Here is a 22,714-nt window from a genome sequence, read left to right as displayed (position 1 = left end):
TTATTAAATTTTAAACTGACTCGTATACAGATCAAAATAAAACCCTCTATCTTCCATAAGAGACTCATGATTCCCTCTTTCTAAAATTCTTCCATCCTTTATAACAAGGATTTGATCTGCTTTTTCAATTGTTTTAAGTCGGTGAGCGATCACAAAACTTGTGCGACCTCTCATTAAATTATTTAGCCCTGCTTGTATTTGTAATTCTGTTCTTGTGTCAATATTAGATGTCGCTTCATCGAGAATTAATATATCTGCATCTGCTAAAATTGCTCGTGCAATCGCAAGAAGTTGTTTTTGTCCTTGACTTAAATTCGATCCTTCTGAAGCAATTTCTGTTTCATATTGATTTGGCAAATGCTTAATAAAAGAATGTGCAGATGCTGCCTTAGCTGCAGTGATAACTTCTTCATCAGTAGCATCTAAGCGTCCATAACGGATATTATCCATAATCGAACCAGCGAATAAATACGTATCCTGTAAAACTACTCCTATTTTACTTCGTAAAGAATTAATATCATAATCTTTTATATCTTTTCCATCAATATGAATTTGTCCTTGCTGTATATCGTAAAAGCGAGTTAACAAATTAATGATTGTTGTTTTCCCTGATCCAGTCGGGCCAACTAAAGCAATTGTCTCTCCTGGCTGCGCTTTAAGACTCACTTCTTTTAAAATCGTTTTATTCTCTGCATAGCCAAATGAAACATTCTCAAGTGCAACATGCCCTTGTAAATTTTGTACAACAAATGCGTCTTTTTTATTTTGAATTTCTGGTACCTCATCCATAATCTCAAAAACACGTTCTCCACCAGCAACTGCCGCTTGAATTGTATTCATTAAAGTCGCAAATTGACTTAACGGTCTTGAGAATTGACGAGAATAATTAATAAAAGCCGCAATAACACCTACTGTTGTCATTCCGTTTAAGACCATAACTGATCCAGTCCCAATGACAAGCCCCATACCTAAGTTATTAATAAAGTTCATACTTGGAAAAATAAAAGCTGAAAATGTATCAGCCTTCGTAGCTGAAACTCTTAGCTGTTCATTAATTTTATTGAAATTTTGTACAGTTTCTTTTTCTTTTCCATACAACGTCGTAACATCCGCACCTGTAATTGCTTCCTCAATAAATCCATTTAATTCACCTAAATCTTTTTGACGCTTCGCAAAGTTTTTACCACTATATGCAACTAGTTTTTTTGTAACGTAAAACATAATAGGTACTGTAATTAAAGTTACAATTGCTAAAATCCAATTTAAGGCGAACATCGCAATCGTTACACCTATAAAAGTTAGCGCTGATGAAATAATTTGTACAACACTTTGTGTCAAAGCTTGGTTCAAATTATCTATATCATTTGTCACACGGCTCATTAAATCACCTTGAGAACGCACATCAAAGAACCGTAAAGAAAGCGTTTGGATTTTCTCAAAAATATCTTGTCGTATTTTTTGAATTGTTTTTAATGCAACGTTAATCATGACAAATGTTTGTAACCATGTTAAAAGTACAGTTACACCGTAAATCGCGATAAGTAACATACACATTCTTGCTGTACCACTTAAATCTTTCGGTACAATATATTGATCTATAATGACTCCCATAAAATAGGGACCTAATAATCCAAGTAAAGTAGTAACAACGACTAGAAATATAACAAACATTAGAGCAGCTTTTTGATAGCCCATATAGTTCCATATCCGCATTACAGTTCCTGGGGCATTTTTAGCTTTTCCCATCTTCGGTGTGTTTCGTCCACCTTTATTAGCAAATTGCCCTTGAAAATTACGCATGTTCTTCCCCACCTTCTTTATGCAAATTACCACCTTGGGAAAGATAAATTTCCTGATAAACCTCACTTCGTTCTAACAATTGTTCATGTGTACCATTGCCAACTAATTCACCATTATCTAATACAAGTATTTTATCCGCATCCATTATGGAAGAAATTTTGGACGCGATTAATAATGTCGTTGTGCCTTTATATTTTGTTTTTAAAGCTGTTTGAATAGTAGCCTCTGATTTTGCATCAACTGCTGATGTAGAATCATCTAATATGAGAATCGGTGGTTTTCTCACAAGTGCCCTTGCAATTGATACACGTTGTTTTTGTCCACCTGATAGATTTGTCGCACCTTGTGTTAAATTATATCGATAAGATTCTTCCAGCTTATTGATAAACTCAGTCGCACAAGCTGATGCAGCTGCTACTTCCAGCTCATCATGTGTTGCATTTTCTTTACCATAACGTAAATTCTCTTCTATACTACCTGAGAACAACAAAGCCTTCTGAGGTACAAACCCTATTGAAGCACGGAGTTTTTGCAAATCATATGTTTTAACATCTATTCCATCTATACATATTTCACCTTGATCCACATCATATAGACGTGGTAACAGTTTCGCTAAGGTAGATTTACCACTTCCAGTTGATCCAATAATCCCTACTTTTTCACCTTTTTGTATGCTAAACGAAATATCCTTTAAAATGTATTCATTATTTTTCGTATAGCTATAACTAACATTTTTAAATTCGATATTCCCCTCGATTTTCTCAGGTTCGATTGCATTAGCTGCGCTTATAATATCAACCTCGGTATTTAACACTTGCTGTACACGATCCGCAGATGGAAAAGCTCGCGCAATTTGAATAAATACCATGCTAATCGACATAAGTGACATTAAAATGATATTCAAGTAATTAATAAATGCCAAAATCGCTCCTACTTGAAGCGTTCCATTGAATACTTTTTCTCCACCAATCCATAATGTTGCGACAATCCCGCCACTTACAACTAGCATAATGATTGGCATCATTAAAGAAATAAGTTGCACAGCTCGAATATTTATCTTCGTTAAATTTGTATTTACATTTCCAAATTGGGCGATTTCGTATTTTTGTCTTACATACGCTTTTATAACACGTACACCAGATAAATTTTCTTGTAACTTTGTATTCACTTTGTCCAATGCCTCTTGCACCTTTTTAAATGTACCACTTGCTTTACTTGCAATTAAAATAATCGCAAGTAATAAAATCGGAACAACTACAAGTAATATTGGAAATAACTCTCGCGCTGTTACAAAAACAATAATTATACTTCCCATAAATAACAGTGGACCACGAACGAGAACACGTAATGTCATCGTCATTGCCGATTGAATGGAAGTGATATCATTCGTCACGATCGTTAATAATTTACCTGTTCCAAATGAATCACGATTATTACTAGAAAATGTTTCTATTTTCGCAAACACATCTTTTCGCATGTCTGTAGCGAAATTAACAGCTGCTTTTGTAGAATACATCATACACCCAAGCCCTCCAACTAAACCGAGTGCTGCTGCTCCTATCATAAGAAGCCCCATTTTTATTACATAATTTAAATCCCGATTTGCAATCCCAACATCAATGATATGTTGCATAATAGTCGGTTGAATTAAGTCCATCGCAACCTCAAGTACCATAAATAGCGGTCCAATAATAGCGAAGAACATGTATGGTTTTAAATACTGTAATAACTTACGAAATGATTTCATACATAATCTCCTTTTCCCATGAAATTACCACTGAATAATTCATATCCCTCCTTATTTAATTGATATTTTTTGTAATTTCTTCATTACTTTTATTATATTATGCAAATTAATATTTAACATTATTAAATGATAAGTATTAATGACTTTCTGGTCAATAAATGTGCTTTATATTATGTAAATACAAAAACCGCATTCTTAATGAAAAGAATACGGTTTTTTCATCTATATTTCTTCAATTGTAAAATTTAAAAACTCAGTCTCAAATCCCTTATTTTTAGAAGGACTACACGTGTAAAAACCTATTTTAATAGGCTCATTCCCTATATCCTCCATTAAATGAGCGATTCTTATTTGTTCCCATTGATGGCTCTTTTTCACATATATTGTATAATCACCGCGTTTTCGAATAATTCGAAAACGAAGTTGTTGCTTAGCTGCTTCAGTTGGATAATCTTGCGTTGACCAGTCAGAATATCCATTATTCGTTACGACAGCTCCTAAATGAGAAGGGCCATCTGGAATATACTCTAATGAAGTTTTCAACCAACACTTTTCCGAAATCATAACAAAAAGACCTGCTTGATCGTATTTTGAATTTGGATTCATACACAATTGTACTTCAGCTTGAAAGTCTGTCATCATTTCATTATAAAATACATGACCATTCATGACTTCAAAACCATAATGTGTTTTAAGCCAAAAATCTGTTTCTGCTTTCGAACGGACAATAAACGCCTGCTTGTCATTAATTTTATAATATTCAGGGACATTCATTATAGTGAGCTGCTCAACATGTTTAGGTATATATGATATATTCATAGTTCCTCCATAATAAAACCTTTATACAAATATTTAAAACTCCGCTAATACTGGGAATTTATAACCTTTAAAATCTAACTCTTTATCACTTCGAACCATTAAATACTTGCTAGACTGTAATTCTGTAAACTGTACATCCTCAACCCCTAATTGATCCGGTGAAAAATAAAATTCGATTTCCGTAAACCTTTCATTGATTTCTCCACATAATTCATCTAAAACCGGAAGTACTGGCGCAAATACTCCAAATAATTTCAACTTTTCATTGTCTACTTCATAAACGATTAAAGCATCTAGTTTCTCTGAATAATACAATTTCTCATTCCATTCCGAATCATACATATTCAAATAAAATGAAGGATGGAAGTTTAAAGTTGAAAAACTATTTGAAAGTCTTTGGCTACTATCAATCGTTTCATGTATTAACTGTCTATTCTCTATATTATAGAAATCTAACTTTTTAAGTAGTGAATGGTTATTATTAATATTTTTACCATATGGTATAGTCATCAAATATTCCTGCACAACTTTAAATCCAAATGCTGTATATAGTTCAGGTTTTTCCGTAAACAATAATGCACATTCACATTTCTTATCAATTTCTTCTATCATTTTACTCATTAATTGTGTCATTAGCCCTTGTCTACGGAAATTAGGGTGTGTCATTACTGATTGAATACCCGCCGCATTTATTTTTTCACCATTAATTAATAATGGGAGTGAAAATGCCGCAACATTTGCAATCACTTTATCTTCTTGTAAAAATGATAAAGCTTTATATGTATCATCCCAATATCCTTTATCCGAAAAATCATTCAATGTTTGAGTTGTAATTCCAAACACTTCTTCAAATAAAGGAAATAACTGCTCTCTTTTCGGTTCTTCTATTAGAAGACTTGCCAATTTTTCAACATTCCCCATGTTGTACCTCCAAATGTTAAATTCCATTAAATTAGATATACTTATATGACCTACTCTTAAAAATAGAGGTCTTACCAATCAATATACTATCATAAAACATAAAAAAAAAGTCTAATTAATTTTATGTTTCGACTATTTGAAAATAAGTCGAATAAAAAAATATTAAGATTTTCGGATATTAATTAGTTTATTTTATAAAAATAGCGCTTTCTAATTAGCTTTTACTAATAGAAATACACTATTTATAATAAAATATTTTTATTCTTTTATCCCTTCAAGTCTTTCCTTCGTATTAATTTCTTCTCCACTTATACGCTTTTCAAAAGACTTTCTCCAACTATTTGAAAGTGCATTTACTTCTAATATCCTTTTTACCCCTTCAATATTTTGTTTTTCCTTATGCATAATACGGTTAGCGAATGCTACTGAAACACCTTTTGGATCAGACTGTAGTCTTTTTAAGGTGTCGACTGATGATACCCATCCTTCTTTTAATACACGAAAATAAAATCCTGTATATCCTGTTTCTTGAAAATATAGTGGTAACTTTGGAATATTATATTTTTTTGCTAATTTAAAACAAGGTTGCCTTGGTTGTGTTACCTGTACGATTGCCTGTCCTAGCTCAAACGTATCACCAATACAAACATCCTCTTCGCTCATACCACTAACTGTTATATTTTCTCCGAAAGCCCCATATACAAGATCTTGATTCAATTTTTTTTCCCAGTATGGATAGTGATCACCAGTATAAACACAAACTGCTTTATCTACTCCTCCATGATGAATTAAGTCAGCTTGTCCATCCCCATTAAATTTTACAAAGGATAAATATACCGGTTCCTTTACTTGTTTCTTATTTATGCCTGTATGAACTACCTTTCCACCGTATGTAACCTCTTTTGGTAATCCTATATTTAAAGATAATAATTGATATTCATTAGCCATTCTATTTCCTCCTTTAAAGGTGTTACATGTATTTTCTCTCAATTAATTTTTACAACCCTCTCTGCTATATAAAGATGATTATAAAACCTTTAAAATCATTGTTCAATTCAATTATTTATATAATAATGATAGGTATAACCTATTATTATACTTGAGGTGATTCCAATCGAATTACGACAACTTGAATACTTTTTAGCTGTTTCAAAAGAATTACATTTCACAAAAGCAGCTGAGAAATTAAATATTTCACAGCCTTCTCTAAGTCAACAAATACGTGCATTAGAGCATGAAGTAGGAATGCCACTTTTCGATCGAATTGGTAAAAAAATATCTTTAACTGAAGCAGGGAAGATTTTATTATCACATAGTAAAACCATTTTTCATGAAGTCGAACAAGCTCGTTCAGCTATTCAAGACCTAAACGGATTACAGCAAGGTTCCTTAACAATAGGGGCTTTGTTAACCGTCGTAAATTATTTACTACCAACAGCTATTTTAAATTTTAATAATTTATATCCCAATATAGAGCTTTCTGTATTAGGGATTCGCACAGGAGATATTCGTGAAAAATTATTACAAAATGAACTAGATATTGGAATCACATTTCTCCCGGTGCATGATAAAGAGATTATCTCTATCCCTCTATACAAAAGCGATCTTACATTGGTCGTGCCCACTGGTCATCGATTAGCTGAACGTAATCATGTATCTATTGCTGAATTACAAAACTATCCTTTAATTCTTTTACCTAAAAATTTCTTTTTAACCGAACTAATTACATCGCATTGTCAAAAATTTAACTTTAAACCAAGACCAATTTTAGAAATTAGCACGATGGAATCTTTAATCCAAATGGTTTCCAAAGGAATGGGAATTACAGTGTTACCCAAACCATATATAGACTTTTTACAAAATAATAACATTCAAGCTATTAAAATAGAAAACCCTACTCCAACAATTGAAATAGGGTTAATTTATAGAAAAGATAAATATATGTGTGCTGCAACTCAAGAATTTATTGAACAACTAAAAAGCACAGTACGTTCTTTCCAAAACTAAAAAAAAGAGATTATCCTATGAAACCGTTTCACAACGATCTAGTAGAATAATCTCTTTTCAAAACAAAGTAAACATTATATTAAACTCTTATAGATTTTAATGTACCTTTTTAGATATTGGAATATATTTAGTAAAATATGCACCAACTAGCAATAATACAATTGAAAATAACCAAGTAAAAGCACCGCCAAAGTGAAACCAATATGCAAACATATTTAAAATTGCGAGTGAAAAGAAGCAAATAGAAGTTAACGCACTTTTCAATCCTTTTATCCCAGATTTTTTTCTCTTTTGATAAGCAATATACATCGCAATAACAAGAAAAAAGATAAGAACAAATGGTAACATAACTTTTAGCATTGGTAATCCCTCCAGTGTAAATGCACTCTCTTCATTATCATCTTATCTCATTTATCTTTTAGGCATCAATTCATTCTTATCTTCCCTCCAAAAGTCAGTATAAGTTTTATTTTTAAAGTTCACGTTCACCTCAGAAAACGGCATACTTCCTCCAACTTTCAATGAGTACCAGTCGTTTAAAAGTGGTGATCCGAAACAAATCTTCATTGTACGATCATGTAAATCGAATAATACAGAATGTAAAGTTCCAAGCCATTCTTCATAGTTATGTACAGTCAGTCCATCAGGATATTCTTCTTCTACTAACTTTTTTAAAGACTCTATGCTCACTTGTTCATATCCATTTAAATGCTCATGTAAAACATGATATCTCTTTGTAGATTGTTCTAATTTCCTATTATTTAATTTCTGAATTGATGAACTAACTGCATGGTTTGTTGATACAATAAAAGCTTGGTTGTCACCATCAATCGTTGTTGTGGATTTATGACCGTCAAATATTTCAATATGTGCTACGTTTAAAGGATCAGCTACTATTAAATTAATATTACTAGCAATTGGTATTTCTTCTATTAGTGATTTAGCTTCCTGCACATTTTTACATTTCTCCAACAACAATCGAATTACCGCAAAACACTGTAAACCATTTACCATTGGCTTTCTTAAACCTGCAATGTTTCCTACTGGTTGACCACATGCTGAAAATGTAACAGATAATCCATGTTCGTTAACCCCTTCTGTTCGACCAAAATATTGAGTAGAAAAGCCACTATGTGCATACGCACCTTCAACATGCGTCGAGCAAAAACGCATATCATCTATTACTGGTGACAAATCATAATTTCTTAATACATAAGTGTGAGTTGAATCTGTCTTTTTAGGTAATACTGCACAATGACTACAACCTGCTTTCAATAGTGTTTGATAGTAATACATCATATTTTTTGAAGGAATTTTTAACACTTCACAAAAACCTTCAATTTCTTCATTAATTCCAGAACAATATTGATTTAATATATTTCTAGATTCTGTCCAATGGTTATGCGATATTAAGTTTTCTTGCTCTATAAATTGCGGAATAAGATAAGAATGTTGTTTCACAAATTCACCTTGTTGCTTACCAATTTCATAATGACTTCCTTTGAGCGATGAAAAATACCCCTTTACTTGATACATCAAATTCCCCCTCTTATTAAACATATCCATATCGTACCAAATGAATCCCATTCATTCTTGATGTTTTTTACTACCTTACCTTAACTCCATGCCACTTTAAAACCTCCACTAATAATTATTTACTAAATAATTATTTTTTTGTTAATATTGCTATAGAAGCTTTACTTCAAAATAAAATAGTTTAATATCAAATGAGCAAAATACTATATTGAACTTACTCGTAAGCAATCATCTAATTTTTGAGATTAAGAAACTTATTTATCAAAGCAAAAGGAGAATTTATGTATGAGCAATTGCAAACCAATTGATGAATTAACTATTGAGGACCTAAAACAAAACCCCATTTGGGAATGGGCAATAGATGAAGAGGAAAACGAAGAACATGACGAAACATGGATAAAACCAGCAGCAACTACTAATTTTACAGAGGAGTTAAACGGTTCAATCGTACTAGGCGAACTATTCTTACATAATGGTGAAAAATCCCCTATGATGTGTGAAATTGACATTGAAAATAACGAGGCAGTAATTCGTTCTGTTGTTTATTATAACGAAGTAGAAAATGAGTATATTGCTATAGAAGATATTGTGAAAACGGTCGAAATGCCGTTATCGATTATTATTAACCTAACAATTCATGCAGAATCCAAAACCTTACGCTTCACTGCACATAAAGTAGATATTTATAAAAATTCAATAACGACTAATTTAAATTAAAGTTGGGCGAAATAAAGAAAATAATTATTAAATAAAGTGAAGCTTTAATCAGTGGGGGTCTTACTGCCCAGCAAATAGCGGGATAAAAACCGGAAAATCATTATCGATTCCCCGATTTTTCAAACTAGATTAAAGTATTCCCTTTTCTACTAAAGTCTCTGCGATTTGAACTGAATTCCAAGCCGCACCTTTTAATAGGTTATCAGAAACAATCCAGAGGTGGAATCCGTTTGGCATATCAGGATCTTTACGTATTCTTCCGACAAATGTATCTATTTTCCCTTCTGCATATAATGGCATTGGATACAGCTGTTTACTAGGGTTATCCTGCAAAATAACACCTGGTGCATCCATTAATACTTCCTTAATTTCCGTAACGGTTGCTTCTTTTTCCAGTTCTATATAAACTGATTCTGAATGCCCTGATACAACTGGAACACGTACACAAGTAGCTGCCATTTTCAGGTTTTCATCTTCTAATATTTTCTTCGTTTCTTGAATCATTTTTACTTCTTCAAAAGTAAAATCATTGTCTGTAAATATATCTACTTGAGGCAGTACATTAAACGCTATTGGGTAATGTTTTTTATCTTTTTTCGCCGGTAATATATTACTTTTCACTTCTTCACCAGCAAGCATAGACTTAGCCTGCTCTTGTAATTCATGAATCGCATGAATGCCAGAACCCGATACGGCTTGATATGTTGAAACGATAATTCTTTCTAAACCGAATGATTTTCGAATCGGCTGAAGTGCTGTTACCATCTGTAATGCTGAACAATTTGGAACTGCAATGATACCTTTATGCTGCTTTAAAGTATGCGCATTCACTTCCGGAACAACGAGCGGTACATCTTGCGCCATTCGGTACTCACTTGTGTTATCAATTACAATCGCACCACTAGAAACTGCATGAGTTACAAATTGTCTAGATACTTCTCCCCCAGCGCTAAAAAAGGCAATATCTACACCTTCAAAGCTAGTTGTTTTTGCCTCTTTTATAATTATCTCTCGTCCTTTGAATCTTACTTTCCTACCGGCGGATCGTTTTGACGAAAGCAATGTAACTTCAACTATATTAAACTTCATTTCATTCTCTAACAGTTCAATAATTTTTTGTCCTACCGCACCTGTAGCCCCAACAACAGCTACATGATAGCCCTTTTTGATCATCTTTTCTCCTCCAATATTACCTGAATGAATATTTCTACAATTTCATTTTATACAGAATTTAATCATTTGAAAAATTAAAATACATGATATAATCATTCACAAATCATGATAATAAAAGAGGGATCGCTTATGGAAATGAGACATGTTAAAACATTTTGCGCCATTGTGAAGTATGGTAATTTTTCTAAGGCTGCGCATGCGCTAGGTTATGCGCAATCTACTGTTACAACACATATGAAAGCTTTAGAGAACGATTTACATATTCCTCTTTTCGATCGGTTAGGGAAAAAAGTGCTACTTACAAAAGCAGGTCATCAATTTCATCCTTATGCATTAGAATTACTTTCAATATATGAAAAAGCGCAAGAAATCCCCCAAAATACAGATTATTTAGAAGGTACATTAAGTATTACATCTAATGAATCATTAGCGGTATACCGATTACCACAATTATTACGTACTTACAAACAGAAAAATCCAAAAGTAAATATCGTACTTGAAACAAACACAAATGAACAAGCATTACAAAAATTACGTGAAGGAGAAACAGACGTTGTCTTCATAATTGGAGAAAGTATAGAACATAATGATTTTATTACGCGTACTTTTAGTAATGAAACATTTGGATGGATTTTACCAGCTTATTCCTCTGCACATATAAATCCATTCCAGTTATTACAACAGGACACCCAGTTCATTTTTACAGAACAAAGCTGCGGCTATAGGCCAATGGTAGATCGTTTTTTACGTCAAAGTGGAAATATTCCAGCTAAAACATTTGAAACTTCCAATGTTGAAGTTATTAAACAATCCGTTATGTGTGAGTTAGGCATTTCAATTCTTCCTTATATCGTTGTACAAGAAAGTTGCCAAAAAGGACAACTATGTTTTCACCCTATCGAAACTCCAACAGTTATTCAAAGTTATGTAATCTATCATAAATCTAGATGGATTTCCCCGGTATTACAATCGTTCCTTTCCTTACTTGAACGAGACTAAAATATTAAGACGTACATAGAAAAAGAGTAATTGCCTAATAAGCAATTACTCTCTTTCATTAATTAGTATACTATTTATTAGTCTGTCCCCCACCTGCAATTAATTTACTACCTGAATATGTACCTTTGTTCATAAACACTTGATTAATTAATTCTTTTTGCTCAGCTTCCGACATTACTCCTTTTCCTTCTCCTAAATTCCCACTTTGTAATTTCCAAATCTTATTGTGATCCCCATCAACCTTTTCATATTTTCCTTGTTTCCATCGTTCTAAAATTTCTACATATGTACTTCCCTGTACAAGATCATTACTCTTTACAATATCAATTAAGCTTTCAATCCGCTCTTGTGTAATAAAAATATAGCCCCACTTTTGATCAGCTTTCGCTTTTTGATGTGCCATTTCATGTAATGCTGTCTGTATGTTCTCATCTGTCCATTTAAAATTTTTATTAAAACCACTATTCGGCAATGAATAATTTCCATTTTCTAAAAGCTTTGCATCTTCTGCTTTTACGTTACTATCAGCTAATACTTCTACTGCTGGAGCAGCTGGTGATGCCTTTTTCGCAGCTGGTTTACTATTATTTAAATAATGCAGCATACCATATGTTAAACCTACTCCAATTACCGCCATACCAGCTATAACACCTATTATTTTCAAAAATGTTTTCATCTCGCTTGTTTCCTCCCAAATATCTCCGTTCTGACTACCTAATTATTTCTTATATAAAAACTGTTACTTCATTCAAAATATCGCATCCCATCCCCTATCATATTATTTATATATACTTCCTCATATTGTATTTCTTTTTCTTTAAAATTGAAAGATTATTCTGTTAAATAATGAAAATATTCTACAAATTTTTCCTTTATATTTATAAAGAAACAAAAAACAACGAGCGCGTTCTACAACACTCGTTGTTTTTACTTTATGCACGATTTTCTTTTAACCACTTCGTAATAGCATCTAACTTCGAAACATCAAAACGTCTTTCTTCACACACGTTCAAATTTTGTGAGTTTCTCACTATTTCTAATTCATTATTTCTTACACTTTTTGCCTCAATTAATTTACAATACCCATCTGTAACAGTATTTAAATTTTCATAATAACGCTGAAACGATTTTGATATATGTAAATGTTTTTCAAAGTTTCTTCTTCTTTTCGTCTCATCAGATACTTTCCGCTTTCTAAGTTCTTCATCGTTCGTATATAAATAAAAATATTGATCCGGAAAGCCAATTTCCCTATTTATCATCTTTTCTTTATAAAAATTTTCTATTAAAGATAATGGCTGATTAAATATATCAAAATGAAAACACCAATTATAACTAAGTGGCTGATAAATATCGCCATCGAGTATTACTAATTCATATTGCTTTGACTTCTGAACAGCTATATTCCAGCGCTCAACTTGTTTTTCAAAATACCATGTTCTATGTTCATTTTTTGGCCTTTCAAATAAAGAATTCACTTCAGGTATTATATAAGCACCATAATTCTTTTCTAATTCACGGCACGTGGTACTTTTACCAACAGCGCTTGCTCCCTCAAATGCTATTATCCCCATAGTTTCTCCCTCTTTCATTAACTAAAATTTCGTTGTTTCGCTTTTCTTCCCCATAACTTTCTCCATAAAACAATTGAAGCGACAGTGAGCATGATTGTTGTAATGATACTACCTTCAATTCCGAACGTGCCTCCATGCAATGTTTCTGGTCCATTTGTTATAGACTTAAAAATTGGAGTAGAATATACAGTTGTGCCACTAACTGCAAAACCATATACATTATATTGAGCCCAGTTCCAAATTGAGTGCCATGCACATATTCCCCACAGACCGTCTTCTTTCAATACATATAAAGCTGCGAAAACACCCACTAATATTATATTCGATATAGATAATATTGTAATTCCTGGATTAAGTAGATGAAGAAATCCAAATAAAAATGAAGTTACAATTATTCCAACCCATATACGACTTCTAACAGAAAGAACCGGGAATAACCAACCTCGTACAATAATTTCTTCCGTTGCCCCTTGTATTAAAAATGCAACTAAAGATCCTACTATTCCTACTATCACTGTTGAGGTAATATGTTGTACTTGCAATTTCACACTCCCCATTAATAATAGTAGAATAACTGGCGTTGAAATAAATAAAAACCCTATTAACGCACCTTTTAAATACTTTCTCATCCATTTCTCTTTCCAAAAGCCAATGGATGAAAAAGGTCTTTTTTCTACAAAACGAACCCATATAAATAAAATAAATATAGCTCCGCCAAACGTTAACACCATTCTAACATTGTCATAAATACCTTTCATGAATATCGTTTCAGCTTTCGGTAAAAATAACATAAATAACATAAAAAGTTCGCCTAAAGTCAAAAATATAATGGCTAATATTACAGCAAAGACTGGATGGACCTTTTTTCTCCCTGCTTTTGCTGCTTCAATTATTATAAATGAATTATTTTTCACTTTCTTTTCTCCTTTTATAATATTTAACTACCAACAGTAACCAACCATATTTTACCACGAAAAATATATTATTAATATTTACTCTAAGTTTTTCTTACATGATTTTGCATAAATCCCAATTAGGAATAATATATAAATAAAAGAGGTGCCTTTGTGCCTTTACTATTATCACCCAGATTACTCAGTGGTATTACCAGCACTTGCTATTTCCCACCATTTGTTGTAAGATAGTAATTAAGGTCAATTTAACACTATATTTTCTTTGCATATTATCAAGTATCAATCAGGGACATTTTGTACTCCTTATGGGTTTTTGATAATATGTGAAATTTTATTTTCATTCAAATAAGGCCGATCATATTGTAATTTTTCTACTTTTAGGAGGCATTACCATGACATTAACAGGTAAAGTAAAATGGTTTAACAGCGAAAAAGGTTTCGGTTTCATCGAAGTTGCAGACGGTAACGATGTATTCGTTCACTTCTCAGCTATCACTGGCGACGGCTTCAAGTCTCTTGACGAAGGTCAAGAAGTTAGCTTTGAAGTTGAAGAAGGTAACCGCGGACCTCAAGCTAAAAACGTTGTAAAGCTATAATTCAAACAATAAAAAGGTTGTTACCAGCAAGGTTAACAACCTTTTTAATATATAACTAAAATTTTTTACATAAAAGGAGTGGTTACATGTATCGCAATCGAAAGAACGATGTAGCAGAAGTACCACCAGAACAAACCCCTGTTTGGGAATGTGAATCAGAGGATTGTTTAGGATGGATGAGAAAGAACTTTTCATTTGAAGAAGAGCCTAAATGCCCTTTATGTAAAAGTAGCATGAAAAGCGGAGAACGTTTATTACCTAAATTAGGTTAATTTATAATAAAAAAAACCTCTTTTAATTAAGAGGTTTTTTTTATTATAAATTTATGTCCTCAACATCAGTTCGCACTATAGAATACAATAATGCATCGTGTTGCTTATTTCCTTGATGAATATATCCGCGCAATAGCCCTTCCTTTTGGAAGCCAATTTTAGATAACATTCTACAAGAAGTAACATTTTCAGGATATGTAATAGCTCCAATTCTAAACAAACCTAAATCTTTAAATCCATAATTAATAATTTCTCCAGCTGCTTCTGAAGCATAACCATTTCCCCAATAGCGAGGATGCAGATCATATCCAATCTCAGATCGTTTACTCCATAATTGTAAATTGTTTAGTCCAATTGTTCCTATTAAAACGTTCGTTTCTTTTAACACAATTCCCCATCGTATTGCCTTTTTCTCAAAGTAATTTTTTGAAAAAGATTCGATCATACGTGAAGCTTGTCCAAACTCCGTAAAAGAATTCATACCGTAGTAACACGTCACTTCATCCAATGAAAAGATTTCATATATTTTTTGACAATAAGATTGTTCTATTTCAACTAAACGTAAGCGTTCTGTTTCTAGTATAGGAAATGCCATAGGATCACTCCTTTCTCTCTACTCATTCATTATATCAGAAAAAATATGTATAATTAGTAAAGTCCTTATTGTTCCATAAATCAAACATTTCTAATGGCACATTCTCTCTTAATTCTATATACACGAATTAGATACCTTCTGATTGCACCTCAAACATGACGCTATAATTTCCATAAATCGAATTTTAAATTATCAAGAACTGTAAAGAAATTGTTTCTTCATTTTCTCCTTCTAAACAACCAACCTACCCCATACATTTATGGTAAAATATAGTTAATGTATTATTTTATTGTGGAGGTGAAGATTTCCTATGTATATATTCATCGGCTTATCCCTCTTACTCATATTACTTATTTTTTTATTCGCAAAAAAATTCACACCAAACTCATTCATGATGACTAGCTTTAAAGCTAATAGCTTTAGGACATTTTCAATCGGTATTTTAATCGCTGCCATACTCTCACTTTCATATGGAACTTATCATGCGGTAACATATCAACCTAGTTATTTAGATATTAAATTAAAAAATCAAAACTATACTGTTTTCGGTAATGTAGGCGAATTCGGTTATTTCTCCGAAGAATTATTAAAAAAAGATACAGAAGTACAACTATATTTCGTCTCTTGGAAAACAATACAGTTAAAAAATCCGGTAATACTTATAGAATATCCTTCAGGAAAACAAGAAACATGGAAGCCAAATATCGTATCAATACCGGTAAATAAATTACAAGAAAAACATGATATAAAAGATATTTATCAACTATCACCGTATTCATTTAAAGAGTCTGGAGAAATAACATTAACAATAAAAGAAAACAATGTAAAAAACAATACAATTTTCATTCAAATAAAATAAATAAAAACTGTTCCTCCATTTTGCTGAAGGAACAGTTTTTATTTATTCTACAGTATTATTTATTTAATGTAGCCATTATTTCATTGGCTATATTCTTTCCATTTCCAATACACGCACCAATTCCGACACCATAATATGAGGCACCAGCTAAATATACATTTGGATAAAGATTCGTCATTTTTTCTTGCAATGCTTGAACCGCTTGATTATGTTCTAAATGATATTTCGGCATTAAATCTTTCCAATTTGTAACTTCGACTACTTCTGGTTTACCTTTAATTCCGAGACTCTTTTCAATATCATATAAAGCTACTCGTACTAATTCTTCTTCACTATAATTTTTGATTGTTTCATATACCGGATTGGTGCTCTTATAAAACATTCTTACTAATAATTTTTGTTTACCCGATGTATGTTTCCACTTTCGACTTGTCCATGTACAAGCATCACAATGTAAATCACTGTTTTCCGTTACAATAAACCCTGTGCCGTCAGCTGGTAGTTGTTCATCTAGTATGTCAAATCCTAAGTAAATACTTATAAGAGATGAGTTTTTAAATGTATTAAACTGCTCATTTAACTCATTAGACTGTAATAAAGTTTGTGCTATATCATGCGGAGCTGCTAAAACAACATAATCAGCTTGTATTGTTTCATGATTTACAAAAGAAATCTCATATCGATCTTCTTGTTTACTTACAGCCGTCGTTATAGCACCTTTTTTTACGACAGTTTCAGTGAGCACTTCTTCTAAGCGATTAATTATCGTAGATAGTCCACCTTTAAATGATACGAATTTTTTATTTCCTGCTGATTGAAATTGTTTTTTATTCTCTTCAAAACCTTTAATAATACTTCCATACTTATTTTTATAATCCAGTAAATACGGTAATGTAGATGCCATTGTAAGCTCATTCAATTTACCAGAATATACGCCTGAAAGTACAGGAGCAATTTGTCTTTCCACTAACTCTTTCCCTAAGAAACTTTCTAAAAATAGAGCAAGTGATGTATCTTTCGTAAACTCTTTATTTTTCGTTATGAAATCTTTTAAAGCTACGATTTTCCCTTTCGTTGAGACTAGCGTACTGCTAAACAAAGACTGGGCGCTCATCGGTATCCCAAATATAGTATCAGAAGGAATCGGATGTAACATGTTTTCAGAATATATGTAAGAAATACCCGTTTCATTATATACCATTTCATCTTCTAAATTTAAATCTTTTACAAGTGGCATAACATATTCATTACGAGCAACGATTGAATCCGCTCCTGACTCCATAATGAAATCCTTTTCTTCCACACTATGGATTTTACCACCTAAATACTCTTCTTTCTCAATAAGAATTAAATTTAAATCGATATTATAATCCTTTTTTAATTTTTCTAAATAAAACATAGTAGAAAGTCCCGTTATACCTCCACCGATAACAACAACTGTTTTCATATGTGCTGCGCTCCTAACCGATACAATTAATAATTCCTTTTTATTATAACCAAAAGTCCTTATATTCGACTAGCAAGTTGCGCATTCTGTAAGAAATTAGACAATATATTTGAATATATTTTCAAATTACCTAATAAAAAAGAACTATAACATATACAAACCACGTCATAGTTCTCTTTATTTTAAAAACATAAAGTAATTGATTAATTTGTCTAGTTCTTGACTCAATGCCAATACTTTTTCATGTTGAATTCCATAATCCGATACTAAGTATAAAAGTTCTTCTTTTTTTATTTCAATTACTTTTTCCAATTTCGCTAGTTCCATGTCGTTTTACATCTCTCCAAAAATAAAATGTATGTATTTCAGTATAGCCTACTTACATAATTAGTAAAAGTAAAATACGCATGTAAAATCTTACATATTTGAAAAAATAATATACTACTAACAAAAAAAGAAACTAGATTAAGCTTCCTTTTACAGATTATTGACGTTCATTAAGAATGAATAACATACCGGAATTTTTCTAATGTTATATCTTTATAATTTGGAGCTCTCTTTATATGATTAAAATAACTAGCAATTGCAGCTGCTCCAAAATGCGCATGCCAAATATCATTTGTTTCTTTTTTACATTGAGAAATAATTGAAAGGCCGCCTTTTAAAATACTTTTGTTTTCCATTTTCTTTCTCCTCTAGTTAAAATCACTATATTTTCATCCTAAAGATGGTGTCAGTACAAATAAAATGTGATTCGATTCATCACTTTTATTCAAAAATCGATGCTTCACATTTGGTGGAATACGTACAACATCGCCTTCTTCTAAAAAATATTCTTTTCCCTCCAATTCTACGTACACTTCCCCTTTCATAATAACAGCAATCTCTTCCTTATCTTCATGGGAATAATGACTTTCTGTTGTGTTTGCTTGTTTATTTAAATCCATCATTAACATTTCAATACGTGCTTTCATAAAATCAGGTGTTAATACATCATATACAATGTGATCATTGTTTTCCCGATATACTTTTTTTCGATCTTTTTTCTTAGAAATGAGCGAATCTGTATCGATATCATTAATAAAAAGTGTAAACAGCGGTACATTTAATGCTTTTGCAATTAACTCCAAAACATTTAAAGAAGGATTAGCATGTCCTCTTTCAATTTGGCTAATTAGTGATGTACTAATCCCTGTATAATCAGCGAATTCACGAATTGTCATATTATTTTTCTTACGATAACTTAATACTGTTTGTCCAAGCCTATCATGTATCATAGTAAAACTTCCTTTCGTCCATCATAATGCATATTTCATTGTCTTTGTGCTGACATACTAAACAAAGGCAAATAATCCTTTCCTATTATCTCCGGGACTTATATACTTACTTTTGTACATTATATCGCATTAAGTTTATTATAATAAACATTCTATCGGAGGGACAAACTTTGAAATCACCTATTCTTTCATATTTCATCTTATTTTTTGGTGTATTCGCCTTATCAACTTCAGCAATTTTTGTAAAATTGGCAGATGCTCCTGCGACAATCATTGCTTTTTACCGATTATTCTTTGCCACACTGATCCTGTTACCGTTATTACTATTTAATAAAAATAGTCGAAATGAGCTAAAAACTTTAACGAAAAAACAATGGACATTCGGATTCACATCTGGGCTATTTTTAGCTGCACATTATGTACTATGGTTTGAATCATTACAATATACTTCTGTAGCAAGCTCTACAGTTATCGTAACGTTACAACCTTTGTTCTCAATGATTGGTGGTTATTTTTTATTTAAGGAGAGATTTACGAAAGGAGCGGTTATTGGTTGCCTCATCGCTATTTCAGGTAGTATCATCATTGGCTGGCAAGATTTCAAAATTAGTGGAGAAGCTTTATATGGAGATATTTTAGCATTTATCGCTGCCGGTATCATTACTGCTTATTTTTTCATTAGCCAACACGTTCGTAAAGATTTGTCACTTATACCATATTCGGTAATTAGTTATGGAAGTAGTGCTGGCTTTCTTGGCATATTTGCTTTCATGCAACAAGAATCTTTCATCCATTACTCTACACAAACTTGGTTGTGCTTTATTGGATTAGCTTTCATTGCTACAATTTTAGGACAAACCATTTTTAATTGGTTATTAAAATGGATGAGTGCTACTGTAATTTCAATGAGTATTTTAGGTGAAACAATTGGCACTTGTATGCTAGCGTACTTTATATTACATGAGACTATTTCTTTACAACAAGGACTAGGAATTACCGTTATTTTTATTGGTTTAGTATTATTTTTATTACAGCCAAATTCTAATGAAAAAGCATGACAGTATACTGTCATGCTTTTTCATTATGTACAATTAAACCATTCGGTCTAAAACGACTCATCATAATTTCATTAATAAACTTTCCGTGAGCTTTCAAATTCCCTATCTTTACTCCCTCTTCTACAAATCCAAATTTTTCATATAAAGCTTTTGCTTTTGGATTCGTTTCTAACACACCTAGTTCTACTCTCTCTAACATTAACCAATTATCAGCCAGATCAAGCATCTTCATAAGAAGTGCTTTCCCAATTCCTTTATTATGATATTCACTGTCTACCCCAATGAATAAATCGCCTGAATGAGATCTTCGGCCCGGACTTTGTGTTAAACCTACAAATCCAACAACTTCTCCATCATATTCTGCAACAAATTCAAATTGATTTGGTGCTAAATTTCGAATTCTATTTTCCATAGCTTCTACACGCATGCTAGGTAAGAAAACCATATACGGTAAAACGTCATCCTGTATACATATACGATGAATTGCTCTAGCATCTTGTATTTCTACTGCTCTAACGTTGATCCCCATCTTTCTCTCCTCCATATAAATAACAATATATTTGTTTGTGTGTATTCTAGAAACGTGTATGAATGACCTTCTCACTCGTATTTCTTTATGTCATTTTTACATAATTATTTCGATATAACACTTAATTTCCAAAAAGATTAACAACTATATGGATTTGGTTAACTTTTCGCCTCGTTATATAAATCAAGAAAATTTTCAATTGGAATACCATTTAGTTTCATGCCGACTATATTACAATTTTCTATTTCAATATTTTTCAGATTACTATTACTTATAGTGCTGCCTTCCAAATCACATTTATCGAATACAATAGGTTCCTTCTCATCTCCGAGACTTGTATTTTTAAATTGCACTCCACCTAAAGTCACCAAATTAAATTTACTGCCAGAAAGATTTAAATCTGCATATGATGACCATCTAAAATTTATATTTCTAAACTTTGATTGACTTACATTACAATTACTCATATTCATATTTATTATATTGCTACCAACAAATGAACTGTTTTTTAAATTCACTTGATAATACCCTGTATTTGCTAAATTACAGTTTTCGTATTGACTATTTTTCATATCTTTATTTGTAACTACACTCTCTTTGTTTGAGCTTGTTTTTATTCTTTTCACGTAACAATACTCATCTTCCGATTCAAAAATCATTTGGTAGCCCATCTTTTTATAAAAGTGATGATTATTAATTTGTCTACTAGATGTTTCGAGATCCCAAATCTTTATGTTTGGATATTCCTTTTCTATTAATTTCATAACATGTGATCCAATTCCTTTTCCTTGATAAACAGGATCTACAAAAATACGATCAATTCGACCGTACGACTTACCAGAAATCGTAACTATTATCCCTCCAATTATTTCTTTATCCATTACAACTTTGAAAGAATCCAATTCTTCAATGGAATATTCCATCATTTCAACTGAAGAATACCCTGGCGGTTGAATGTTATAATCAATGACATCATCTTGTCCATATAGCCATTGTTTTGCTTCTGCATCAAATGTTCTTTTCATTATTTCTGTTAATTTCTCAGCATCTAAAATTGTAGCTTTTTCTATAGATATTCTCGTCATTTTCGTTTTCCCCTTCATTATTACAAACCAACCATTTTTGTGAATGCCATAATTATCAATTCACTTTTATTTTTAATACTTTTCCCATTATTACATATGGAACATCATTTTTACTTGGATGAAATGGCTCTAAAACATTTACCCAATCTAATCTTTCATATAACGAACGTGCTTTTTCATTGTTTATTTGTGTTGTTAAAACACTCGTTCTATTTGAAAGCCCTTCTAGTAATTCATTATATAATTTCGTTCCAAGACCTTTATTTTGATATTGTGGGTGAACTGCTAACTCTACAAATTCAAAACAATCTTGCAACCATTCGTCTACTTGCTCTAGATGTAACGCTTCTCTCATTAATTGATTATAGTACTGTCCCTCGATTGAGCGATAACCATAAGTAAAGCCAACTACTTCATTTTCATCATTTATTGCTACTATACCTTTAAAACCTGTATATTCTATATGCCTATTCATTCGCTCGATCATTTCATTGAAATTTATTTTCTCAAATACTTTACAATACAATTTTGCCATATCCCCAATTAAGATTTCATCTTTTTCAATGCTTACGAATTTCACTTTATTCCCCCCTGTTAAACATTTACATGCTTAAAATTTTAAAAACAAAGAAAATTAATACTAATCACTCTCTTTACTATTAAACTACAAATCATCCTATATTTTCCACAATTACTTAGTATTAATGAATAAAAGAAGTGGTATTATCCCCTATAGGTAGACAGTAAAAAAAGAGTCCATCTGATATGATGGACTCAATACTGTTTTAT

General features: G+C 31.8%; 26 protein-coding genes. 7 read left to right on the top strand and 19 right to left on the bottom strand.

The features are described from left to right. Positions 1–3: 3 nt before the first annotated feature. The 5 genes from QO049_RS23900 to QO049_RS23880 all read right to left on the bottom strand — a co-directional run bounded on the left by QO049_RS23900 (position 4) and on the right by QO049_RS23880 (position 6,235). Positions 4–1,800, bottom strand: a complete 1,797-nt coding sequence (locus QO049_RS23900; protein ID WP_246962688.1) for an ABC transporter ATP-binding protein — start codon at positions 1,798–1,800, stop codon at positions 4–6. Beyond that, entirely contained in the window at positions 1,793–3,547 is a 1,755-nt protein-coding gene (locus QO049_RS23895) for an ABC transporter ATP-binding protein (protein ID WP_246962686.1), read from the bottom strand. Before QO049_RS23895 ends, QO049_RS23900 begins: the two co-directional genes overlap by 8 nt. Before the next feature lie 222 nt (positions 3,548–3,769). After that, positions 3,770–4,366 (bottom strand): DUF1349 domain-containing protein, encoded by a 597-nt coding sequence (locus QO049_RS23890; RefSeq protein ID WP_001027686.1) that lies wholly within the window; start codon positions 4,364–4,366, stop codon positions 3,770–3,772. A gap of 33 nt (positions 4,367–4,399) precedes the next feature. Continuing rightward, positions 4,400–5,287, bottom strand: a complete 888-nt coding sequence (locus tag QO049_RS23885) for a GNAT family N-acetyltransferase (protein ID WP_246962684.1) — start codon at positions 5,285–5,287, stop codon at positions 4,400–4,402. A 258-nt stretch (positions 5,288–5,545) separates the two neighbouring features. After that, a complete protein-coding gene (locus QO049_RS23880) occupies positions 5,546–6,235 on the bottom strand; it encodes an MOSC domain-containing protein (RefSeq protein ID WP_246962676.1) in 690 nt (229 codons plus the stop codon). Positions 6,236–6,391: 156 nt separating this feature from the next. On the opposite strand from QO049_RS23880, the gene QO049_RS23875 reads away from it, so the two are divergent. Beyond that, complete coding sequence (locus QO049_RS23875) at positions 6,392–7,294, top strand: LysR family transcriptional regulator (protein ID WP_246962674.1); 903 nt, start codon at positions 6,392–6,394, stop codon at positions 7,292–7,294. Positions 7,295–7,390: 96 nt separating this feature from the next. Here the strand turns inward: QO049_RS23875 and QO049_RS23870 are convergent, their stop codons facing one another. Together QO049_RS23870 and QO049_RS23865 are read right to left on the bottom strand one after the other, a co-directional pair. After that, positions 7,391–7,654, bottom strand: coding sequence for a hypothetical protein (locus QO049_RS23870; protein WP_000921858.1), 264 nt, complete (start codon positions 7,652–7,654; stop codon positions 7,391–7,393). Between the two features lie 51 nt (positions 7,655–7,705). Beyond that, positions 7,706–8,830, bottom strand: a complete 1,125-nt coding sequence (locus QO049_RS23865) for a C45 family autoproteolytic acyltransferase/hydrolase (RefSeq protein ID WP_246962672.1) — start codon at positions 8,828–8,830, stop codon at positions 7,706–7,708. Positions 8,831–9,115: 285 nt separating this feature from the next. Here QO049_RS23865 and QO049_RS23860 point away from each other — a divergent pair, with 285 nt between their 5' ends. Beyond that, positions 9,116–9,547, top strand: a complete 432-nt coding sequence (locus tag QO049_RS23860; RefSeq protein WP_246962670.1) for a hypothetical protein — start codon at positions 9,116–9,118, stop codon at positions 9,545–9,547. Positions 9,548–9,676: 129 nt separating this feature from the next. Here QO049_RS23860 and QO049_RS23855 read toward each other — a convergent pair whose 3' ends face one another. Then, positions 9,677–10,720, bottom strand: coding sequence for an aspartate-semialdehyde dehydrogenase (locus QO049_RS23855; RefSeq protein ID WP_284489544.1), 1,044 nt, complete (start codon positions 10,718–10,720; stop codon positions 9,677–9,679). Between the two features lie 129 nt (positions 10,721–10,849). Between QO049_RS23855 and QO049_RS23850 the strand changes: the two genes are divergently transcribed. Further along, positions 10,850–11,719, top strand: coding sequence for a LysR family transcriptional regulator (locus QO049_RS23850; protein WP_246962667.1), 870 nt, complete (start codon positions 10,850–10,852; stop codon positions 11,717–11,719). Between the two features lie 70 nt (positions 11,720–11,789). Here QO049_RS23850 and QO049_RS23845 read toward each other — a convergent pair whose 3' ends face one another. From QO049_RS23845 to QO049_RS23835, 3 genes are all read right to left on the bottom strand, one after another. After that, entirely contained in the window at positions 11,790–12,395 is a 606-nt protein-coding gene (locus QO049_RS23845; protein WP_000846982.1) for a PRK06770 family protein, read from the bottom strand. A gap of 256 nt (positions 12,396–12,651) precedes the next feature. Next, positions 12,652–13,311 carry a nucleoside/nucleotide kinase family protein gene (locus tag QO049_RS23840; protein WP_002005064.1) on the bottom strand — a complete coding sequence of 220 codons (660 nt, stop codon included), beginning with the start codon at positions 13,309–13,311 and terminating at the stop codon, positions 12,652–12,654. Continuing rightward, on the bottom strand, positions 13,311–14,207 hold the full coding sequence (locus tag QO049_RS23835) for a CPBP family intramembrane glutamic endopeptidase (protein ID WP_000794817.1): 897 nt from the start codon (positions 14,205–14,207) through the stop codon (positions 13,311–13,313). Before QO049_RS23835 ends, QO049_RS23840 begins: the two co-directional genes overlap by 1 nt. 392 nt (positions 14,208–14,599) lie before the next feature. On the opposite strand from QO049_RS23835, the gene cspD reads away from it, so the two are divergent. Beyond that, positions 14,600–14,803: a cold-shock protein CspD gene (cspD, locus tag QO049_RS23830; RefSeq protein WP_000176366.1), complete on the top strand. Its 204-nt coding sequence runs from the start codon at positions 14,600–14,602 to the stop codon at positions 14,801–14,803. Positions 14,804–14,889: 86 nt separating this feature from the next. Continuing rightward, positions 14,890–15,075 (top strand): cold-shock protein, encoded by a 186-nt coding sequence (locus QO049_RS23825; RefSeq protein ID WP_000286203.1) that lies wholly within the window; start codon positions 14,890–14,892, stop codon positions 15,073–15,075. A 43-nt stretch (positions 15,076–15,118) separates the two neighbouring features. Here the strand turns inward: QO049_RS23825 and QO049_RS23820 are convergent, their stop codons facing one another. Then, positions 15,119–15,670, bottom strand: a complete 552-nt coding sequence (locus tag QO049_RS23820; protein WP_000885392.1) for a GNAT family N-acetyltransferase — start codon at positions 15,668–15,670, stop codon at positions 15,119–15,121. A 310-nt stretch (positions 15,671–15,980) separates the two neighbouring features. Here QO049_RS23820 and QO049_RS23815 point away from each other — a divergent pair, with 310 nt between their 5' ends. Next, the gene (locus QO049_RS23815) at positions 15,981–16,529 is read left to right on the top strand and encodes a hypothetical protein (protein WP_065704170.1); all 549 of its coding nucleotides are present in this window, start codon (positions 15,981–15,983) and stop codon (positions 16,527–16,529) included. 55 nt (positions 16,530–16,584) lie between these two features. Here the strand turns inward: QO049_RS23815 and QO049_RS23810 are convergent, their stop codons facing one another. The 4 genes from QO049_RS23810 to QO049_RS23795 form a co-directional block, all read right to left on the bottom strand. Continuing rightward, positions 16,585–17,976, bottom strand: coding sequence for a protoporphyrinogen oxidase (locus QO049_RS23810; RefSeq protein WP_000860362.1), 1,392 nt, complete (start codon positions 17,974–17,976; stop codon positions 16,585–16,587). Between the two features lie 177 nt (positions 17,977–18,153). Further along, complete coding sequence (locus tag QO049_RS23805; protein WP_000417698.1) at positions 18,154–18,303, bottom strand: aspartyl-phosphate phosphatase Spo0E family protein; 150 nt, start codon at positions 18,301–18,303, stop codon at positions 18,154–18,156. 170 nt (positions 18,304–18,473) lie between these two features. Next, on the bottom strand, positions 18,474–18,659 hold the full coding sequence (locus QO049_RS23800; protein ID WP_000428904.1) for a hypothetical protein: 186 nt from the start codon (positions 18,657–18,659) through the stop codon (positions 18,474–18,476). Positions 18,660–18,692: 33 nt separating this feature from the next. Continuing rightward, positions 18,693–19,253 carry a helix-turn-helix domain-containing protein gene (locus QO049_RS23795; RefSeq protein ID WP_000581040.1) on the bottom strand — a complete coding sequence of 187 codons (561 nt, stop codon included), beginning with the start codon at positions 19,251–19,253 and terminating at the stop codon, positions 18,693–18,695. A 170-nt stretch (positions 19,254–19,423) separates the two neighbouring features. Between QO049_RS23795 and QO049_RS23790 the strand changes: the two genes are divergently transcribed. Then, a complete protein-coding gene (locus QO049_RS23790) occupies positions 19,424–20,311 on the top strand; it encodes a DMT family transporter (RefSeq protein ID WP_030025589.1) in 888 nt (295 codons plus the stop codon). 10 nt (positions 20,312–20,321) lie between these two features. On the opposite strand, the gene QO049_RS23785 is transcribed toward QO049_RS23790, so the two are convergent. The 3 genes from QO049_RS23785 to QO049_RS23775 all read right to left on the bottom strand — a co-directional run bounded on the left by QO049_RS23785 (position 20,322) and on the right by QO049_RS23775 (position 22,505). Continuing rightward, entirely contained in the window at positions 20,322–20,840 is a 519-nt protein-coding gene (locus QO049_RS23785; RefSeq protein ID WP_000512618.1) for a GNAT family N-acetyltransferase, read from the bottom strand. 158 nt (positions 20,841–20,998) lie between these two features. Further along, positions 20,999–21,943 (bottom strand): GNAT family N-acetyltransferase, encoded by a 945-nt coding sequence (locus QO049_RS23780; protein WP_141525748.1) that lies wholly within the window; start codon positions 21,941–21,943, stop codon positions 20,999–21,001. A gap of 37 nt (positions 21,944–21,980) precedes the next feature. Next, entirely contained in the window at positions 21,981–22,505 is a 525-nt protein-coding gene (locus tag QO049_RS23775; RefSeq protein WP_144502048.1) for a GNAT family N-acetyltransferase, read from the bottom strand. Positions 22,506–22,714: the final 209 nt, after the last annotated feature.

The sequence above is a fragment of the Bacillus sp. RB3 genome, from assembly GCF_030164735.1.
In the GTDB taxonomy this organism is placed as follows: Bacteria; Bacillota; Bacilli; order Bacillales; family Bacillaceae_G; genus Bacillus_A; species Bacillus_A cereus.
The sequence above is the reverse complement of the archived record's forward strand: the minus strand, read 5'-3'. Positions and strand labels throughout refer to the sequence as shown.

What these genes read in the sequence shown, in the direction of transcription:
- QO049_RS23850 (WP_246962667.1), top strand. Translation starts at nt 10,850, where the DNA reads ATGGAAATGAGACATGTTAAAACATTTTGCGCCATTGTGAAGTATGGT.
- QO049_RS23900 (WP_246962688.1), bottom strand. Translation starts at nt 1,800, where the DNA reads ATGCGTAATTTTCAAGGGCAATTTGCTAATAAAGGTGGACGAAACACA.
- QO049_RS23795 (WP_000581040.1), bottom strand. Translation starts at nt 19,253, where the DNA reads ATGATACATGATAGGCTTGGACAAACAGTATTAAGTTATCGTAAGAAA.
- QO049_RS23825 (WP_000286203.1), top strand. Translation starts at nt 14,890, where the DNA reads ATGTATCGCAATCGAAAGAACGATGTAGCAGAAGTACCACCAGAACAA.
- QO049_RS23870 (WP_000921858.1), bottom strand. Translation starts at nt 7,654, where the DNA reads ATGCTAAAAGTTATGTTACCATTTGTTCTTATCTTTTTTCTTGTTATT.
- QO049_RS23800 (WP_000428904.1), bottom strand. Translation starts at nt 18,659, where the DNA reads ATGGAAAACAAAAGTATTTTAAAAGGCGGCCTTTCAATTATTTCTCAA.
- QO049_RS23885 (WP_246962684.1), bottom strand. Translation starts at nt 5,287, where the DNA reads ATGGGGAATGTTGAAAAATTGGCAAGTCTTCTAATAGAAGAACCGAAA.
- QO049_RS23780 (WP_141525748.1), bottom strand. Translation starts at nt 21,943, where the DNA reads ATGAAGGGGAAAACGAAAATGACGAGAATATCTATAGAAAAAGCTACA.
- QO049_RS23840 (WP_002005064.1), bottom strand. Translation starts at nt 13,311, where the DNA reads ATGAAAGAGGGAGAAACTATGGGGATAATAGCATTTGAGGGAGCAAGC.
- QO049_RS23880 (WP_246962676.1), bottom strand. Translation starts at nt 6,235, where the DNA reads ATGGCTAATGAATATCAATTATTATCTTTAAATATAGGATTACCAAAA.
- QO049_RS23815 (WP_065704170.1), top strand. Translation starts at nt 15,981, where the DNA reads ATGTATATATTCATCGGCTTATCCCTCTTACTCATATTACTTATTTTT.
- QO049_RS23845 (WP_000846982.1), bottom strand. Translation starts at nt 12,395, where the DNA reads ATGAAAACATTTTTGAAAATAATAGGTGTTATAGCTGGTATGGCGGTA.
- QO049_RS23895 (WP_246962686.1), bottom strand. Translation starts at nt 3,547, where the DNA reads ATGAAATCATTTCGTAAGTTATTACAGTATTTAAAACCATACATGTTC.
- QO049_RS23890 (WP_001027686.1), bottom strand. Translation starts at nt 4,366, where the DNA reads ATGAATATATCATATATACCTAAACATGTTGAGCAGCTCACTATAATG.
- QO049_RS23855 (WP_284489544.1), bottom strand. Translation starts at nt 10,720, where the DNA reads ATGATCAAAAAGGGCTATCATGTAGCTGTTGTTGGGGCTACAGGTGCG.
- QO049_RS23865 (WP_246962672.1), bottom strand. Translation starts at nt 8,830, where the DNA reads ATGTATCAAGTAAAGGGGTATTTTTCATCGCTCAAAGGAAGTCATTAT.
- QO049_RS23805 (WP_000417698.1), bottom strand. Translation starts at nt 18,303, where the DNA reads ATGGAACTAGCGAAATTGGAAAAAGTAATTGAAATAAAAAAAGAAGAA.
- QO049_RS23810 (WP_000860362.1), bottom strand. Translation starts at nt 17,976, where the DNA reads ATGAAAACAGTTGTTGTTATCGGTGGAGGTATAACGGGACTTTCTACT.
- QO049_RS23820 (WP_000885392.1), bottom strand. Translation starts at nt 15,670, where the DNA reads ATGGCATTTCCTATACTAGAAACAGAACGCTTACGTTTAGTTGAAATA.
- QO049_RS23860 (WP_246962670.1), top strand. Translation starts at nt 9,116, where the DNA reads ATGAGCAATTGCAAACCAATTGATGAATTAACTATTGAGGACCTAAAA.
- cspD (WP_000176366.1), top strand. Translation starts at nt 14,600, where the DNA reads ATGACATTAACAGGTAAAGTAAAATGGTTTAACAGCGAAAAAGGTTTC.
- QO049_RS23785 (WP_000512618.1), bottom strand. Translation starts at nt 20,840, where the DNA reads ATGGGGATCAACGTTAGAGCAGTAGAAATACAAGATGCTAGAGCAATT.